Below are 16668 nucleotides of genomic sequence, written 5' to 3'. Positions count from 1 at the left end.
CAGGGTCAGGCGAGACGCGTTATCGGGAAGCCGCACCTGGATAGATAGACGTTTTCCCCTTGGCTCCATTCGTGGTCGAATCCGTTCGAGCCAACGTAGAAGCTGCGATTGCAGCCAGGCTTCATGCGCTCATGGAGCTCGACGATGATCGAGTCGACCGAGTCGATCCAGGCGGAAGTGTCGGAGAAGACTTCCTTTTCCGCGCCTTCGATGTCCACCTTCAGGATGTTCACTCTCTCGAGGCCGTAATCCTCGATGATCCTATCGACGGTAAGGGCCTTGACCGCGTGGCACACGTTGTCCGGCGATTCCCCTGACGACTGCTTCCCGTCGGTCATGAAGCCCCATTTTCCGAGCCCCGGATCGACCAGGTTTATTTCCTCGTTCCTGTTCCACAGCGCGGCCTGGAGGGGAATGATGTTCGGATAGGGGGATGTATTTTCCTTCAGGAGCTCGAAATTGCTCTTCTCGGGTTCGATGGCGATGATCTTCGCGTCAGGGTACTTATTCGCGAAATAAACCGATGCCAGGCCTATGTTGGCGCCCGCGTCGATGATTACCTCGGGCGCCCTCTCCGTATGGAAGGCGTATTCCTTGTCGATGAAGACCTGCCGGTACGTCGGCACGTCCGACGAGGGGATGCGCAGCAGAATCGGGTGTTTGAGGTGGCTCTTCTTCAGCTTCAGCTTCACGACCGAGTTCGTGGCGCCGGCTCTTGCGGCAGCCAGAATTCCCGGAAGCCCCGCGGCCGTGAGATACATCCTGATTTTCCGCAGCATGGTTTTTCCTGTCGTGGGGTCTTCGCTTCTGGAGCGCCAAAGAGACTTTCAGCGCCTGGTTTCCCTCATGGGATTCCGTGTCTTCCTTTCACCCGCTTGGCCAGGATGCGCGGTCACGCATGGTGCGGGTATGCTGCATGCTCGTGGTCGATCCGTCTGGCTTTACGCGCGCATTGAGTGGCGGCGAATGTACAACAAGTGGAGCGATTCCCTGGGATTCGAGTGCCGTCATTGGTGCAGGACGCACGTCGCGTGACGGATTTGGCGCTGCATGTGGTCAATTTGCCGCGCTCGACCGAGCGCCGCGCATCGATGGAAGCGCAGGCTGCCGCGCTGGGATTGTCGCTGACGTTCTTCGAGGCCGTGAATGGCGGCGATTCCCATCCCCTGTTCGCGCGGGTTCATGCCGGCAAGCGGCAGGCCCGCAAGGGCAGGCCGTTCCGGCCGGGCGAAATAGGCTGCTGGGCCAGCCATTACCTGCTCTGGCAACAGTGCGTCGCAAGCGGAAAGCCGATGATCGTTTTCGAAGACGACATCCTTCTGGGCCCGCGCTTTCCGGAACTGCTGCATGCCTTGCCTCTCGTACCCGCGGAGGTCGGGTATTTCCGCCTGCACGCGGCGAACCGGGCCAGCGTGCCCTGGCGACGCTTCGGGGGCTTCGTCCTGCATCGTTACTGGCGCAGCCCGATGTGCACGTTCGGCTACTACCTGACCCCGGCGGCGGCGGAGCGATTCCTGCGCCATGCCACGGAGTGGGTGCTGCCGGTCGACGATTACATGGACCTGGCGTGGCTGCACGGCGTGGAGTGCCTGGGCCTCAAGCCCGGCGTGGTGTCCGGCGGCGACGTATTCGATTCGACCATCCGGGTCGATGGCAGGAAGAAGGCCGGCGTGGGCGTGACGGGCTGGGTGACGCGCGAGGCCTACCGCGCCTGGCTGAGCCTGCGCTGGTTCCTGCACAACCTGCCTGCGCGCCTGCGCCGGAGCGCACCGCCGGACTGAGGCCGGTGCAGGAGTGATCTAGAATGGCGGCATGCCCGTGCTGCCTCTTTCCCTGGTCGTCATCACCCACAACGAATCGGCGAACATCGCGCGCTGCCTCGACAGCGTGCCCTTCGCTGCGGAAAAACTGATCATCGACAGCGGCAGCGATGACGACACGATCGCCATCGCCCGCGCCCACGGTGCCCGCGTGGTGCACCAGGACTGGCTCGGCTTCGGCGCGCAGCGCAACTTCGCGACCACCCAGGCCGCGCATCCGTGGATCCTGGTGCTCGACGCCGACGAATACCTCAGCCCGGAGCTGGCGGTGGAGCTCGCCGCCCGGCTGCCGCAGGTGATCGAGGGCGATGCCGCAGTGGGCATCCTCCGGCGCCGCACGCTGTACATGGGCGCACCGATGCGCTGGTACCGGCCGATGGTCGGCGAGCGCCTCGCGCGGCTATACCACCGCGAGCGCGCGCGCTGGAGCGATGCGCGCGTGCATGAATCGCTGCGCTGGGAAGGCCGCGCCGAAACCTTCGACGCCGCCTTCGAGCACCTCCACAACCCGACCCTGCCGCACAAGCAGCTGAAAGTGCTGCGCTACGCCGAGCTGAAATGCCGCGACTGGCTCGAGCGCGGCCGGGCGGTGCGCGTGTGGATGGCGCCGCTGGTGTACATCGCCTCGTTCGCCAAGGAGGCGCTGCTGCGGCTGGCCGTGCTCGACGGCTGGCGCGGGCTGGTGGTGGCGCACACCGCGGCGAGCTACGCGGTCTACAAGCGCATCCGCTACTACGAGATGGTGCGCAACCCCGATTCCGTCGAACAGGCGCGCGTGGTGCTGCAGCGCCACGGCCTCGACCGCTGACGCGGCGCCAGGCGCCACACCCAGGATCCGACCCGATGACCGAGCCGCGCCACTACCTGCTGTATGGCTCCGAGCGCTATGCGCTGGCGATCCTGCGCCCTCTGCAGGACGCCATCCGCGCACGCGGCGACCACGCCGCCTGGTTCTTCGACGGGCCGGGCGCCGAGGACCTGGTGGAGGGCGAAGTGCTGCTCGACGTCGCCGGCGTGCGCCGCTGGCGGCCGGAGGCGGTGTTCACGCCCGGCAACCACCTGCCGCACTTCTTCCCGGGCGTGAAGGTGGAGGTCTTCCACGGCTTCGATGCCGGCAAGCCGCGGCACATCTACATCCGCGGGTTCTTCGACCTGTACTGCACCACCGGCCCGCGCGACACCGGCAGCTTCCAGGCGCTGGCCGACGCGCAGGGCCACTTCAGCGTGGCCGAGACCGGCTGGACCAAGATCGATCCGTTCATGCGCGAAATCGCCGGCGCGCTGCCGCCGGTGCGCGACGTGCCGGTCATCCTGTACCACTCCACGTTCTCGCCGTCGTGGAGCGCCGCCGAGACGCTGTACGACGAGGTCAAGCGCCTGTCACGCGACGGACGCTGGCGCTGGATCATCACCTTCCACCCCAAGATGGCCGCGGAGACGGTGGCGAAGTTCAAGGCGCTGGAGAACGAACACCTGGTGTTCGCCGAAAACGACAACATCCTCGAGCTGTTCCCGCAGGTCGACATGATGTGTTCGGACACCTCGTCCGCGCTCAGCGAATTCCTGCTCACCGGCAAGCCGGTGGTGACGTTCAAGAACCGCCGCCCGGGGCCGCAGCTGATCGACATCGACGACGTGGCCGCGTTCGAGCCGGCGATCGAGCGCGCGCTGTCGCGGCCTCCGGAGCTGATGGTGGCGATCCGCGAATTCGCCGACGCCATCCACCCGTACCGCGACGGCCGCAGCAGCGAACGCGTGCTCGCGGCGGTCGATGCGTTCATCGCAGCCGGCGGGCGCAACCGGCGGCCCAAGCCGCGCAACTGGTGGCGCAAGCTCAAGCTTCGCCGCCGGATCGGTTACTGGGGCCCGGCGCGCTGGTGACGCCGCGCTGCAGCAGCCACAGGCGCACGGTCTTCTGGCGCGCGGTGTCGGCGGTGACGTAGGCGTACACCAGTCCCGCCCAGCCGTCGCGAAAGCCCCCGTGCAGCAGGTAACCCCGCCAGAAGCGCCAGGCCGGCGCCAGCACCAGCTTGGCCAGCGTGGCTCGCTTGCCGCGGGCGTGGGCGTGTTCGGCCATCATCTGCGCGTACTGGCGGCCCTTGGCGAGCTGGTGTTCGAACGACCGGAACGGAAGGTGCAGCAGGTCGCCGGACAGGGTGAGGACCGGGCCGTCCACGCTCGCGCTCTCGTGGACCTCGCGATCGCCGCGCCAACCGCCGCGGCGGCGGTCGAACAGGCGCAGCTTGCGGTCGGGATAGGCGTTGCCGTGGCGCAGGAAGCGGCCGAAGTACTCCGAGCAGCGCGCGAACCGGTACCCCGCGGCGCGGTCCAGCCCGGCCAAGTGCGCGGTTTCGATTGATGCCCGCAGGTCGTCGCCGATGCGTTCGTCGGCATCCACGCACAGCACCCAGTTGTGGGTCGCTTGCTCCACCGCGAACTGCTTCTGGCTTCGGAAGCCGTCGAACGTGCTGGCCGTGAACGGATTCGACCAGCGCATGGGCTACGGCGGCCAGGAGCGCGAGTTCGGGATCCGGTCAGGCGGTGTCGACGCGATGCCGCTGGCCGACGTGGCCTGAGCGGGCCCGGCGGGCCTCCTACCAGCGCAGCGGAAGTCGGGCCAGGTCGGCCGCCAGCCGCGCGTGCAACGCGCGCGCCTCGGCCTCGGGCAGGAACCGCAGCCGCAGCGGAGTACCCGAGGCGCGCGCGCCGGCGGTGTCCAGCCACAGCGTGGCCATGCCGAAGCGGCGGTCCAGCGGCGATTGCCGCAGCTCCAGCGCCTGCAGCTTGTCGATCTCGGCAAAGCGCCAGTGGCGTGACCACCAGCCTTCGCGCACCGCGACCAGCCGCGCGTCGCAGGCGAATCCGGCGCGGCGCGCATGCTGGCGCGCGGCGAACACCGCCCACGGCGCCCAGGCCAGCGCCATCAATCCCCAGGGGCCGAAGCGCCAGTACGCGGCGGCGGCGGCCAGTGCGGCCAGCAGCAGCCCGGGCAGCATCAGCCGCTGCCAGGCGCGCGGATGCAGCGGCTGCCAGGCATCCGGCGGCCAGGCGATGCCGGGCAGCACCTCGCGGACCAGCGCGTCGCAGGTGTCCGCCATCGCGATCGGCGCCAGCTCGCGCAGGCTGCGCTGGTCGCCTTCCTGCTGCTGGCCGACCGCGGTGTCGACATGCAGCGCGCGCCGCCGCATAAGCCGGTGCAGAAGGCTTTCGCGCAGCGTCCAGGCCTGGATCCGGCGCCGTGAGGCGCTGGTGCGCACGCGCGTCAGCAGGCCGCGTTCAACCGTCAGCCGGCGGCCGTGGGCCTGCAGCGTGAACCCGTGGAACTGCAGCACGGCCAGCAGCACCGACAGCAGCCGCAGCACCACCAGCGCCAGCAGTACGAAGCCCGCGACGGCGGCGGCCTGCCCGGCCCAGCCGGTCGCCAGGTGGCTGGCGTAGCCGAAGGCCTGTTCGCCGGCATCGCGCACCAGCCGCGCCATCGAGCGATCCGGGAACACTTGCCAGGAGAGCGCGAACGCGCCGGCCACCACCACCATGCCGCGGTTGCTGACCAGGCCCAGGCGCACAACTTCGGCGGTCGGCAGTGCCAGCAGGAGCCTGCTGTCGGGGATAGCATCGATCGACGCGTCCGCCAGCCCCGGCGCATGCGCGCGCGTGCCGCGGTCGCGGATCAGGCGCTCCAGCGCAAGCGCCTCGTCCATGCGCAGCACGCGCATCTCGGCTTCGGCCTTGCCGCCCGCCGCCGACTCCAGGCGCACCTCGGCCACGCCGAATACGCGGTGCAGCAGCGACTGGTGCAGGGCGACGTTGTGGATCCGCGCAAACGGGATCTGCCGGACCTTGCGCTCCAGAAGCCCCTCACGGACCACCAGGCGGTCGTCGTCAACGCGGTAGCGGTAGGTGAAGTACTGCCAGAGCGAGGCCATCGCCAGCACCGCCACGCCGATCAGCGGCCACAGCGCGTTGCCGTCGCCGCGGCCCACGAACACCAGCGCGAGCAGCGGGATGATGAACTGCTTGAGCTGCTGCACCAGCACGAACAGCCACGACCAGGGGTGCAGCCGCCGTTCGGCCTCAGGCGTCGACATCGCCGCCGTCCGCGAGGTGCTCGTCGTCGTCGTCGACCTGCTGCGCCAGGCGGTCGCGCAGGCGCTCGGCGTCGGCGGCGTCCAGGCCCTGCACGGCGACCGCGCTGTCGCGGGTGCCCGCGGTATGCACCACCAGCGTGGACAGCCCGAAGCGCCGCTCCAGCGGGCCGCGCTTGAGGTCGACGTGCTGCACGCGCGTGCGCGGCACCCGGGTCTCGGCGTGCCACAGGCGCCCGCGGCGCCAGCCGAAGCCGGTGTCGTCGAGCAGCCAGCGCGCGGTGCGGTATTGGCGGTGGGCCAGCCACAGGCCGTAGCCGGGCAGCAGCACCAGGCTGGCCAGCGCCAGGCCCAGGGCCAGGCCCTGGTGGTCGCGCAGCAGCAGCCCGATCGGCACCAGCGAGCCCAGCGCCAGCAGACCGAAGCCGAGGCCGTTGCCGAGCATGAACAGGGTCCGGGCGCGCCTGGGCAGCGGCTGCCAGCCGCCGTCTTCCGTTGCCAGCGCAGGAGGCGGCACGTGGTCGGTGCCGGACTCGCGGCCGGACTCGCGATCGGGCGCGGGACCGATGCCGGCCTTCGCGTCGGCCGTGGGGTCGGGGTCGTTCATCGCCGGCCGTGCTCCAGGTCGCGGTAGGGGTTGGTCTCGCCGCTGCCGGGCGGGCGCAGGGTGAAGCGCTTGTAGGTCCACTGGTACTGCGCAGGCGCGCGGCGCGCCATGTGTTCCACGCCGGCGTTGAGCGCCGCAACGGAGGCCTGGATGTCAGAGCCCGACAGCGCGGCCGGGGCGGCATCGAAGCGCAGCGCGAAGCCCAGGTCGTCGTCGATGCGCTCGCAGCTGGCGAACAGCACCGTCGCCCCGCTGCGTTCGGCCAACCGCGAGACCAGGGTCATGGTGAGCGCCTGGATGCCGAAGAACGGCGCGAACACGCCATCGCCGGCCTTCGGCTGCTGGTCCGGCAGGATCCCGACCACCCCGCCGGCCTTGAGCACCTTGTAGAGCTGGCGGATGCCAGGTCCCTCGGCGCGGACCTGGGTGATGCGGTCGGCATCGGTATCGGCGCGCACCCGGCGCAGGAAGGCTTCGCCGACCTTCGACTCCGGCGGCTTGTACAGGATCGCCAGCGGCGTGCGCGCGGCCAGCCACTGGTTGAGCAGCTCCCAGTTGCCGTGGTGGGGCGCGGCCACGATCACACCGCGACCGGCGGTAATGGCGGCATCGAACAGGCCTTCGCCGTGGGTCTCGCGGATGAGGCGCAGGTTTTCGCCATGCGGCCGGGTCCACAGGCGCAGGGTCTCGATGGCCTGGCGGCCGGTGGTGCGCATCACTTCGCGGTGCAGGGACTGGCGCGTGGCGTGGTCCAGCGCGGGCAGCGCGAGCTCCAGGTTGCGCAGCGCCACCACGCTCTCGCGCGTGCCCAAGCGGCGGGTCAGTCCGCCCAGGGCGTTGCCCAGCGCGCGCTGCAGCGCCCACGGCAGGCGCCCGACGGCGCTGGCCCCGCCGTGCAGCAGGCTTGCGAGGAACTCGGTCATCGCTAGAGTCTATCCGGCCGATCCCGATTCCGAGGCTGTCTCCAGATGCTCCTGCTGCTGCAACGCGTGACCCGGGCCAGCGTCGAGGTGGCCGGCGAGACCGTTGGTGCCATCGGCCCGGGCCTGCTGGTGCTGGCCGGCATCGAGCCCGGCGACGGCGCGGCCGATATCGCGAAGATGGCGCCCCGCCTGATGGCCTACCGGGTCTTCGCCGACGACGCCGGCCGCATGAACCGCTCGCTGGCTGACACCGGTGGCGCACTGCTGCTGGTGAGCCAGTTCACCCTGGCCGCCGACACCCGCTCCGGCCTCCGCCCGGGGTTCAGTACCGCCGCGCCGCCAGCCGAAGCTGAACGGACCTTTGACGCCCTGGTGGCCGAATGTCGACGACTTCACCCGCCGGGGGTGGAAATTGGCCGCTTCGGGGCCCATATGACGATAAGTCTGGTCAATGACGGTCCAGTCACCTTCCTGCTGCGGTCCTGAGCCCTCGCGCCGGATGGTATAATTACGGGTTCCCCTTTCTACGGTGAGCGCCACATGGCGATCGAGCGTCCAGCCCCGCAGTCCGACATCAAGCTCCTGATTTCCAAGGGGCTCGAGCAGGGCTATCTGACCTATGCCGAGGTCAACGATCACCTGCCCGACGATCTCGTCGACGCGGAGCAGATCGAAGACATCATCGGCATGATCAACAGCATGGGTATCCAGGTGCATGAAACCACCCCGGATGCCGAGACCCTGCTGCTGGCCGGCGAATCCAGCGGTGGCCGCGACGTCGACGACACCGCCGCCGAGGAAGCCGCCGCGACGCTGACCGCGCTCGACGGCGAGGGCGGCCGCACCACCGATCCCGTGCGCATGTACATGCGCGAGATGGGCACCGTGGAGCTGCTGACCCGCGAGGGCGAGATCGCGATCGCCAAGCGCATCGAGGAAGGCCTTAACCAGATGGGCGCCGCGCTGGCGACCTTCCCCTGGTCGGTCGAGCTGCTGCTCGAGGATTTCGAGCTGCACAAGGCCGGCAAGAAGCGCCTGGCCGAGATCGTGGTCGGGTTCACCGACGGCCTTGACGATCCCGAGCCACCGGTCGCCCCGCCCGCTCCCGCGCCCGCCGCCGAGCCCGCCAAGGCGGGTGCCGAAGGCGCCGATGAGGAAGCCGACGAAGACGCCGAAGACGACAAGGACGACGCCGCCGCCGAAGAGACCGGCCCCACCGGCCCGGACCCGGCCGAGGTCGCGCGCCGCATGGAGGAAATGGGTGCCGCGTACGCCAAGTTCCAGAAGACCGTGGCCAAGAACGGCCCGAGTGCCAAGCAGGCGCTGAAGCTCCGCGAGGAGATGGCCGCCACCTTCACCAGCTTCAAGCTGCCGCTGCCGCTGACCGACGTGCTGGTGCGCAAGCTGCGCGACGTGGCCGGCCAGATCAAGGACCACGAGCGCCGCATCCTGGACCTCTCCACCCGCGTCGCCAAGATGCCGCGCAAGGACTTCATCCGCGCCTGGGACGGCAACCAGACCAATCTCGAGTGGGTGGAGGACCTGCTCAAGCGCAAGCAGAAGTGGGCCAGCGGCCTGCGCGACGTCAAGGAACAGATCGTCGCCGAGCAGCAGGCCACGCTCGATATCGAGAAGGCCATGATGGTGACGCTCGCCGACCTGCGCGAGATCACCCGCACCATGGCCTACGGCGAAGCCAAGGCGCGCAAGGCCAAGAAGGAAATGGTCGAGGCCAACCTGCGCCTGGTCATCTCCATCGCCAAGAAGTACACCAACCGCGGCCTGCAGTTCCTCGACCTCATCCAGGAAGGCAACATCGGCCTGATGAAGGCGGTCGACAAGTTCGAATACCGCCGCGGCTACAAGTTCTCCACGTATGCGACCTGGTGGATCCGCCAGGCCATCACCCGCTCGATCGCCGACCAGGCGCGCACCATCCGCATCCCGGTGCACATGATCGAGACGATCAACAAGTTGAACCGCATCTCCCGCCAGATGCTCCAGCAGTTCGGCCGCGAGGCCACGCCGGAGGAGCTTGCGAAGGAGATGGACATGCCCGAGGACAAGATCCGCAAGGTCATGAAGATCGCCAAGGAGCCGATCTCCATGGAGACCCCGATCGGCGACGACGAGGACTCCCACCTGGGCGATTTCATCGAGGACACCAACGTGGAGTCCCCGGTGGACGCGACCACCAACACCAACCTCTCCGAGACCGTGCACGACGTGCTTGCCGGCCTCACCCCGCGGGAGGCGAAGGTGCTGCGCATGCGCTTCGGCATCGACATGAACACCGATCACACGCTGGAAGAGGTCGGCAAGCAGTTCGACGTCACCCGCGAGCGCATCCGCCAGATCGAAGCCAAGGCGCTGCGCAAGCTGCGGCACCCGAGCCGCTCCGAGCAGCTGCGGAGCTTCCTCGACATCGAGTGAGCCGGCAGTACAGGCACGTCATGGAGCCCCGCGAAAGCGGGGCTTCGTGTTTTTGGGCGTGGAGTTGCGATAATCCCGCTGCGAGGGGCCTATAGCTCAATGGTCAGAGCAGAGGACTCATAATCCTTTGGTTCCAGGTTCGAGTCCTGGTGGGCCCACCAACACTCAGCCCTTCGGCTGCCCCTTGTTCGTTAAATCAAAGTTTGTCCCACGCTGCACCTAACGCCGCACAGCCGACGAGAAGAACAAGCAGCAGGATCGAATGGTGGTATTCCTTTGATTCTGTCATGTGCATGCGAGTCACATTTGCATGACCGGTCCCGGCTGGGCCCTCTGCCGTTCTTCCAATTGCTGCTGTTCCAAGGCTTGTTGCTGGTCCAGCGATCGGTCGGCCAGATCGCTGTCGCCGGCCATGACGGCGGCGAGGTAACGGTCCACAAATGGGTCATTGAACGGGCCGGTCTGGGGCTGGAGCATGCCTTGGCGATCTTCCACCGGGCCGTTTCCTTCCTGTGCCGGTTCTTGTCGCGGCTGTTGTGCGTTCTGAGCTTCCTCCCTTCGGCGGATCACCTCGACAGCTTCGGGTAGGTCGCGCTCCACTGCGCGGGCATTGATCGCGTCGCGGGTCTGCTCATCCGCCAGTCCGCTCTCGGGGACGATGTTCTCGTCGCCTTGGAACCGACGAACGGCAGCTTGCGTATCCGCATCATAGCGACGGCTGATGCGCAGGAACTGCCCATCACTTCCACGGTAGCCGAGCCCACTCAGTTGCTCCTGCAGGTCGGCGACCGCATCGCCGCGGTCGCCGGGGTCGAGCACGCGGTCGTTCAGCGGTCCGTACAGGTCCATGATGGTCTTGAGCCGGAAATTCGGATCGGCTCGCAGCACCTCGCCCCGGATCTGGTCGAACAGGGCCTGATCCACCGTTCCGGTCCGCGGAGCGATACCTGCCATGTCCTGGTAGCTGAGCACCGCCCGCTCGGTCGAAGGCCCGAAGTCGCCGTCGGCAGACAAGGGCCGGCCCGCTGCATGGGTGATATTCAGTGCCGACAGGTATTGCTGCAACTCGAACGCGCGCGCGTTCGCGTCGCCTCGCTGCAGGGGTGCGTCGGCCTCGCGTGTCGCAGGCACCGGCGTCAGGTCGACGCCGTCGCGCTGGACCGAGGTCACCAGATCGGCGACATCCGGCTCCCGTGCGCGCGCCAGCGCGGCGATATCTGCGGCCCGGTCAGTTCCGTTGACGATCCTGCGGGCGTTTTGATAATCGGCATTGTCCGCCGTGATGTAATCGTCCAGGCCGCGTCCGGTAGTTTTGATAGTGGGTGAGATGTGCCTAACCGCGGCCGAAGTATTCCTCGCCGCTCCCATAGCCTTCTCGCTCACCGCCCTTGTAGCCTCTCACCGCTGCCTGCTTGCGGCCATAGTCTTCTTCGAGGCTGGTAAAGTTCCGGCTTTCGTGCTCCGCGGTCGCCAGGACGTAGGCGATCTGACGTTCGTCCGTGACCCCTTCTTCCAGACAGGTCTGCACGATCAGTCGGACCGTTTGCTCCCGGGTGATCGGGGAGGCCGCGCTGTATCCGTATCCATCACTCACCGCGCTTCTCTTTGCGATTCTGATTGCTCGCGGGCGTCATCAAGCTCCGGACCGTCCTTGCCGCAAGTACTGTAATTCGTGCTCTCCACGATCCTGGGAGCGCCGTATCGCACCTCTATCGTTCTCTCGCCGCGATCGCACGGTCCGCTGCGGTACCACGCGAACAGGCGGCCATCGACGATTCGCGACAAGGAATGGCCTTCCATCAGCTCCGCCAGCGCGGTGTTCTCGACCAGTCGTTGGGTCTTCGGGTCGTACAGGTAATAGGTGTACGAGGGGTCGCCATAGCTGCCGTCGGGACCACTCCAGACCATCAAGTCTTCGTGCTCGTCTGCATTGACGTCGGACAGCATGATCCCATGCCAGCTCTCGGCGAAGCCCGCGTGCGATGGTCCGCGGAACCCGGTCTCAGCTGGGTAGCGATCTGTAGGGAGTGCCCTTGGAAGCCAGACTTCCGGTAGCAACAGCGTCTGCCGGTGCAGCGTCGGAGTCGAGACGCTCAGCCGGGCGTTGCTGCAGATCAGTTTGCTTGGCAGGCGATCAGAACAGCCATCCGATTGCATGGTGATCACGGCATCGCCCAGTCGCATTTCCAGCGTGCCATTGGCGTCGGGCATATCCTCGGCCCAGTGCCCCGCTGTGGCGTTTGATAGCCGGCGGTTCAGTACGTCGTATCGCGCCATGATGCGTTCCAGCCGGCAGACCTGGCCGACGGGTGGGGCTCCGGCTGCCGGGCCACACAGCCGGTCGGTCTCCTGCTGCCAAGTGCGATGTTCAGCGTGCAGGACACCGCGCTGCGTTGAGTCGAGGTTGGCCGCCCATTCCTGATAGAGCGCGCCCATGCTCCGTTGCCGATAGGCCAGCTCCTCGTCCAGACAGAGCCCCCGTGCTTGAGAGTCGTCGCCTGCGGTCGCAACGCACTCCCGGAATTTGCGGCTACCCGATTCAAATGTGCTCCGAACCTGAATGCCGCACGATGGGGGTATGCCGTCTTCGCGCCGCAGCGACATGCCGGAGTGCATCGTGCCCGCCACGGCGCACCAAGGCGTCAGATCCGGAGATGTCCATGAATACTGCCAAGACCCTTCTTGCCCTCGGCTTCGCCACGGCCCTCGCGGCCTGCAGCAACACCGACCAGGCTGCCAATTCCGCCCAGGAAGCCGCCGAGTCGGCCACCGAAGCGCAGCAGGCCGCGCAGCACGCTGCGGCCACCGGTGACAGCGCTGCGGCCCACTCGGCCCAGGCCGCTGCCGATGCGGCCGACGCCGCAGCCGATGCCTCCGCGCAGATCGCGGGCCAGGTCGGCACCGGCGATGAAATGACCCGCCGCGACGACCTGTCCGACGCCGCCGAAAAGGCTGCCGACGCGGCCGAGCAGGCGCAGGACGCCGCCGAGGAAGCCAACGCGGCCGCCGACGGCGAGAACAACACCGACGGGATGTAATCCGTCACTTGACGAACCGTGCGACGGTCCAACGTCGCGGGATCGTGTCGCGTGGTCGTGGTCAGTCCTCGTCGTCTGGCCACGGCCGCGCGATTTTTCGTTGCAAGCCGCGCAATTCGCGCGGTCGTTCTTCAGGCGCGCCAGTGTCCGGCAATCATCACCAGCGCCCCGGCCAGGATCAGCCCGCCGCCGAGCAGGTCGATCCGATTGAGCGGCACCCGGTCCACCCAGACCAGCCAGGCCAGCGCGGTCGCAACGTAGATGCCGCCGTACGCGGCATAGATCCGGCCCGACGCGACCGGATGCAGGGTCAGCAACCAGGCAAACAGCGCCAGGCTGGCCGCGGCCGGCACCAGGAGCCACGGGCTGCCGCCGTCCTTGCGCCACAGCAGCACCACCCAGCAGCCGACGATCTCGGCCAGCGCGGTGACCGCGAACAGCGTGGCGACCTTGAAAACAAGCAGGGGACTCATCGGCTGCGGCGGCCCGCTGTCATGGCAATCCACGAGTATGTCATCGCCACCTCACCTGGCCGGCGCACCATACGCAAGCGCATTGGTCCGCGTCCGGGAAGTGCGCTCCGGGACGTTGACCTGCGTCAATGCGCCGCCCGCCAGTGTGGTAAAAATGACGGTCTTTTTCGGCCCTCCGGCCGTCCGTGAACAGGAGCCTCATGACCCGTCCTTCTTCGCTCGATCGCGAGCAGCTGCTGGCCTGTGGCCGCGGCGAAATGTTCGGCGAGGGCAATGCTCGCCTGCCGGCCCCGCCGATGCTGATGATGGACCGCATCACCCACATCTCCAGTGATGGCGGGGCCTACGGAAAGGGCGTGATCCAGGCCGAGCTCGACATCGATCCGGGCCTGTGGTTTTTCGAATGCCACTTCCTGGCCGACCCGGTGATGCCGGGTTGCCTCGGCCTTGACGCGATGTTCCAGCTCGCTGGCTTCTACTTGCCTTGGCTGGGCGAACCCGGCCGCGGCCGGGCATTGGGCTGCGGTGAACTCAAGTTCTCCGGCCAGGTACTGCCGAGCGCGAAGCGCGTGGGCTACGAAATCGACATCCGCCGGGTGATGCGCGGCAAGGTGCCGATGGTGATCGCCGATGGCCGCACGTTCGTCGACGACCGTGAGATCTACGTCGTGCGCAGCATGCGCGTGGGCCTGTTCAAGGACCTGGAGGACAACTGATGCGTCGCGTAGTCGTGACCGGCATGGGCATCGTCTCGTGCCTTGGAAACAAACTTGATGACGTCTCGCGCGCGCTGCGCGAGGGTCGCAGTGGCATCACCGCGGTGCCGAAGTACGCCGAGCTGGGCCTGCGCAGCCAGGTTGCCGGCGTGCCGGTGATCGACCTGGAGGCCGAGATCGACCGCAAGCGCAAGCGCTTCATGGGCGATGCCGCCGCGTATGCGTGGGTGGCGATGCGGGATGCGATCGCGCACGCGGGCCTGTCGCCCGACAAGGTCAGCGACCCGCGCGTGGGCGTGATCGCCGGCTCCGGCGGTGGCTCGGCGGAGTGGCAGGTCGCCACCGCCGACCTGCTGCGCGACAAGGGCGTGCGCAAGGTCGGGCCGTACATGGTGCCGCGCACGATGTGCTCGACGGTCTCGGCCACGCTGGCCACCGCATTCGGGATCCTCGGCCTGAGCTATTCGATCTCGGCCGCGTGCGCGACTTCGGCGCACTGCATCGGCGCGGCCGCGGACCTGATCCGGCACGGCGCGCAGGACGTGGTCTTTGCCGGCGGCGGCGAGGAAGAGCACTGGGCGATGAGCGTCATGTTCGATGCCATGGGCGCGCTGTCGTCCGGCTTCAACGACACGCCCGCGGTAGCCTCGCGTCCCTATGACGCCGGCCGCGACGGCTTCGTCATCGCCGGCGGCGGCGGCATGCTCGTGCTCGAGGAATACGAGCACGCGAAGGCGCGCGGCGCGACCATCCATGCCGAGTTGGTCGGCTATGGCGTGACGTCCGATGGCGCCGACATGGTCGCACCCAGCGGCGAAGGCGCGGTGCGCTGCATGAAGAACGCACTGGCATCCGTGCACGCGCCGGTGGACTACCTGAACACCCACGGCACATCGACCCCGCTGGGCGACATCGTCGAGCTCGAGGCGGTGCGCGCGGCGTTCGGCGACGCGATGCCGCCGCTGTCGTCGACCAAGGCCTTGACGGGGCATTCGCTCGGTGCGGCCAGCGTGCACGAGGCGATCTACAGCCTGCTGATGATGCGTGACGGCTTCATCGCCGGATCGGCGCACATCGACCAGCTCGACCCGCGCGCCGAGGGCTTCCCGGTCGTGCGCGAAAGCCGCGAGGCGAAGCTCGACACGGTGATGTCGAACAGCTTCGGCTTCGGTGGCACCAACGGCAGCCTGGTGTTCGCGCGCGTCTGATACGCAGCGTCGTGCCGCGGCCTTGAATGACGCCGCGGCACGGCGTGTCCGGGATCCATCGTTCCACTGCAGGACTCCCGCCAGCGGGGCCTGCGACGTAGATTGACCGCATACGTCACTGGAACACCGGACCCACTGCATGAGCACACTTTTCGACCGTCATGACCTGCGCGGCCTTGCGCTGCGCAACCGCATCGTCATGGCTCCCATGACCCGTTCTCGCGCGCCGAGCACCGTGCCCGACGCGCTCACCGCGACCTACTACGCGCAGCGCGCGGGCGCCGGGTTGATCGTCACCGAAGGCGCGCAGGTTTCGGAGCAGGCGCGCGGCTACCTGTTCACGCCGGGCCTGCATTCCAGGGCCCAGGTGGAGGGTTGGAAGGCGGTCACCTCCGCGGTGCACGACGCCGGCGGCGCGATTTTCGCGCAGCTGTGGCACGTGGGTCGCGTCGCGCACTGCTCGGTGCAGCCGGGTGAGCGCGCACCGGTGAGCTCGGTCGCGAAGGCCGCGGAAGGGGTGCAGGCCTTCGGTTATCGCGAGGACGGCACGCCCGGGCAGATACCGACCAGCACGCCGCGCGCGCTGGCCGCGGACGAACTGGCGGGCATCACCGCGGACTTCGCCGCCGCCGCGCGCAATGCGATCGAGGCGGGCTTCGACGGCGTCGAGATCCACGGCGCCAACGGCTACCTGTTCGAGCAGTTCATCAACGGCGGACTGAACGTGCGCGACGACCGTTACGGCGGCGCCGACATCGCCAATCGCCTGCGCTTCGTGCTCGAGACCGTCGACGCCGTCGCCGCGGCCGTGGGCAACCATCGCACGGGCATCCGCCTGTCGCCGTTCAACCGCGTGTTCGACATGCAGGCGTTCGATGGCGAAGCGGACACGGGGCTTGCGCTGGCCCGCGAGCTGGCCACGCGTGATCTCGCCTACGTGCACCTCAGCAACCGCGATGCGATCCTGGCCGGTGGCGGCGAGGACTTCCTCAAGGCTTACCGCGCGGCGTATGCCGGTGGAACGCTCGTCCTGGCGGGCAACTACACGCGCGAACTTGCCGAAGCAGACCTGGCCGCCGGGCTCACCGATCTGGTCGCCTTCGGTCGCCCGTTCATCGCCAATCCGGACCTGGTCGAGCGCCTGCGCAACGACTGGCCGCTGGCCGAGGCCGACAACGCCAGTTTCTATGGTGGCTCCGCGGCCGGCTACATCGACTACCCGGTGTACCAGGCGGCTGCCGAACCCGCCTGACCCGGCCCGGGCGGGGTGCCCGGCGGCTGCGGATGCGTAGTGCGATGATGCGGCGAAAGTGCCAAACCCGCTTGACGACAAAACCACCCGAAGACACCCCACTGCTGCACTAT

The 16668-nt window shown here is 67.9% G+C and carries 17 protein-coding genes, 1 tRNA gene and 1 pseudogene; 10 read left to right on the top strand and 9 right to left on the bottom strand.

Annotated features, from left to right (window positions below; all coding sequences use genetic code 11):
• Window positions 1-5: 5 nt before the first annotated feature.
• A complete protein-coding gene (locus ACW5F0_RS07600; protein ID WP_456965536.1) occupies window positions 6-779 on the bottom strand; it encodes an FkbM family methyltransferase in 774 nt (257 codons plus the stop codon).
• Between the two features lie 177 nt (window positions 780-956).
• Here ACW5F0_RS07600 and ACW5F0_RS07595 point away from each other — a divergent pair, with 177 nt between their 5' ends.
• From ACW5F0_RS07595 to ACW5F0_RS07585, 3 genes are read left to right on the top strand one after another with little or no spacing between them, the layout of a single operon-like run.
• Entirely contained in the window at window positions 957-1781 is an 825-nt protein-coding gene (locus ACW5F0_RS07595) for a glycosyltransferase family 25 protein (protein WP_456965537.1), read from the top strand.
• Window positions 1782-1812: 31 nt separating this feature from the next.
• The gene (locus ACW5F0_RS07590) at window positions 1813-2628 is read left to right on the top strand and encodes a glycosyltransferase family 2 protein (protein ID WP_456999432.1); all 816 of its coding nucleotides are present in this window, start codon (window positions 1813-1815) and stop codon (window positions 2626-2628) included.
• A 35-nt stretch (window positions 2629-2663) separates the two neighbouring features.
• Window positions 2664-3701 (top strand): CDP-glycerol glycerophosphotransferase family protein, encoded by a 1038-nt coding sequence (locus ACW5F0_RS07585; RefSeq protein WP_456999431.1) that lies wholly within the window; start codon window positions 2664-2666, stop codon window positions 3699-3701.
• Here the strand turns inward: ACW5F0_RS07585 and ACW5F0_RS07580 are convergent.
• The 4 genes and pseudogenes from ACW5F0_RS07580 to ACW5F0_RS07565 form a co-directional block, all read right to left on the bottom strand.
• Window positions 3655-4284: pseudogene (locus ACW5F0_RS07580) on the bottom strand (glycosyltransferase family 2 protein); the annotation flags it as partial. The gene ACW5F0_RS07585 and the pseudogene ACW5F0_RS07580 overlap by 47 nt on opposite strands.
• A 130-nt stretch (window positions 4285-4414) precedes the next feature.
• Complete coding sequence (locus ACW5F0_RS07575; RefSeq protein ID WP_456999430.1) at window positions 4415-5908, bottom strand: PH domain-containing protein; 1494 nt, start codon at window positions 5906-5908, stop codon at window positions 4415-4417.
• Complete coding sequence (locus ACW5F0_RS07570; protein WP_456999495.1) at window positions 5895-6350, bottom strand: PH domain-containing protein; 456 nt, start codon at window positions 6348-6350, stop codon at window positions 5895-5897. Before ACW5F0_RS07570 ends, ACW5F0_RS07575 begins: the two co-directional genes overlap by 14 nt.
• Window positions 6351-6508: 158 nt before the next feature.
• The gene (locus ACW5F0_RS07565) at window positions 6509-7435 is read right to left on the bottom strand and encodes a lauroyl acyltransferase (RefSeq protein WP_456965541.1); all 927 of its coding nucleotides are present in this window, start codon (window positions 7433-7435) and stop codon (window positions 6509-6511) included.
• 45 nt (window positions 7436-7480) lie between these two features.
• On the opposite strand from ACW5F0_RS07565, the gene dtd reads away from it, so the two are divergent.
• The 3 genes from dtd to ACW5F0_RS07550 all read left to right on the top strand — a co-directional run bounded on the left by dtd (window position 7481) and on the right by ACW5F0_RS07550 (window position 10029).
• Window positions 7481-7921, top strand: a complete 441-nt coding sequence (gene dtd, locus ACW5F0_RS07560) for a D-aminoacyl-tRNA deacylase (RefSeq protein WP_456965542.1) — start codon at window positions 7481-7483, stop codon at window positions 7919-7921.
• A 54-nt stretch (window positions 7922-7975) separates the two neighbouring features.
• The gene (gene rpoD / locus ACW5F0_RS07555; RefSeq protein ID WP_456965543.1) at window positions 7976-9868 is read left to right on the top strand and encodes an RNA polymerase sigma factor RpoD; all 1893 of its coding nucleotides are present in this window, start codon (window positions 7976-7978) and stop codon (window positions 9866-9868) included.
• A gap of 85 nt (window positions 9869-9953) precedes the next feature.
• Window positions 9954-10029, top strand: a tRNA-Ile gene (locus ACW5F0_RS07550).
• A gap of 139 nt (window positions 10030-10168) precedes the next feature.
• Here ACW5F0_RS07550 and ACW5F0_RS07545 read toward each other — a convergent pair.
• The 3 genes from ACW5F0_RS07545 to ACW5F0_RS07535 all read right to left on the bottom strand — a co-directional run bounded on the left by ACW5F0_RS07545 (window position 10169) and on the right by ACW5F0_RS07535 (window position 12472).
• Window positions 10169-11251 carry a peptidoglycan-binding domain-containing protein gene (locus ACW5F0_RS07545; protein WP_456965578.1) on the bottom strand — a complete coding sequence of 361 codons (1083 nt, stop codon included), beginning with the start codon at window positions 11249-11251 and terminating at the stop codon, window positions 10169-10171.
• A complete protein-coding gene (locus tag ACW5F0_RS07540; RefSeq protein ID WP_456999429.1) occupies window positions 11202-11396 on the bottom strand; it encodes a hypothetical protein in 195 nt (64 codons plus the stop codon). Before ACW5F0_RS07540 ends, ACW5F0_RS07545 begins: the two co-directional genes overlap by 50 nt.
• A 62-nt stretch (window positions 11397-11458) precedes the next feature.
• A complete protein-coding gene (locus tag ACW5F0_RS07535) occupies window positions 11459-12472 on the bottom strand; it encodes an XAC2610-related protein (protein WP_456999428.1) in 1014 nt (337 codons plus the stop codon).
• Between the two features lie 56 nt (window positions 12473-12528).
• Between ACW5F0_RS07535 and ACW5F0_RS07530 the strand changes: the two genes are divergently transcribed.
• Window positions 12529-12906 (top strand): hypothetical protein, encoded by a 378-nt coding sequence (locus ACW5F0_RS07530; protein WP_456965581.1) that lies wholly within the window; start codon window positions 12529-12531, stop codon window positions 12904-12906.
• Window positions 12907-13037: 131 nt separating this feature from the next.
• On the opposite strand, the gene ACW5F0_RS07525 is transcribed toward ACW5F0_RS07530, so the two are convergent.
• Window positions 13038-13379, bottom strand: a complete 342-nt coding sequence (locus ACW5F0_RS07525) for a YnfA family protein (RefSeq protein WP_456965582.1) — start codon at window positions 13377-13379, stop codon at window positions 13038-13040.
• A gap of 200 nt (window positions 13380-13579) precedes the next feature.
• Here ACW5F0_RS07525 and fabA point away from each other — a divergent pair, with 200 nt between their 5' ends.
• The 3 genes from fabA (at window position 13580) to ACW5F0_RS07510 (ending at window position 16555) form a co-directional block, all read left to right on the top strand.
• Window positions 13580-14095, top strand: coding sequence for a bifunctional 3-hydroxydecanoyl-ACP dehydratase/trans-2-decenoyl-ACP isomerase (gene fabA, locus ACW5F0_RS07520; protein ID WP_456965583.1), 516 nt, complete (start codon window positions 13580-13582; stop codon window positions 14093-14095).
• Window positions 14095-15303: a beta-ketoacyl-ACP synthase I gene (fabB, locus tag ACW5F0_RS07515; RefSeq protein WP_456965584.1), complete on the top strand. Its 1209-nt coding sequence runs from the start codon at window positions 14095-14097 to the stop codon at window positions 15301-15303. Before fabA ends, fabB begins: the two co-directional genes overlap by 1 nt.
• 139 nt (window positions 15304-15442) lie before the next feature.
• Window positions 15443-16555, top strand: a complete 1113-nt coding sequence (locus tag ACW5F0_RS07510; RefSeq protein WP_456999426.1) for an alkene reductase — start codon at window positions 15443-15445, stop codon at window positions 16553-16555.
• Window positions 16556-16668: the final 113 nt, after the last annotated feature.

The organism is Luteimonas sp. A534, from assembly GCF_054072805.1.
This window is presented reverse-complemented; position numbering and strand designations above follow the sequence as displayed.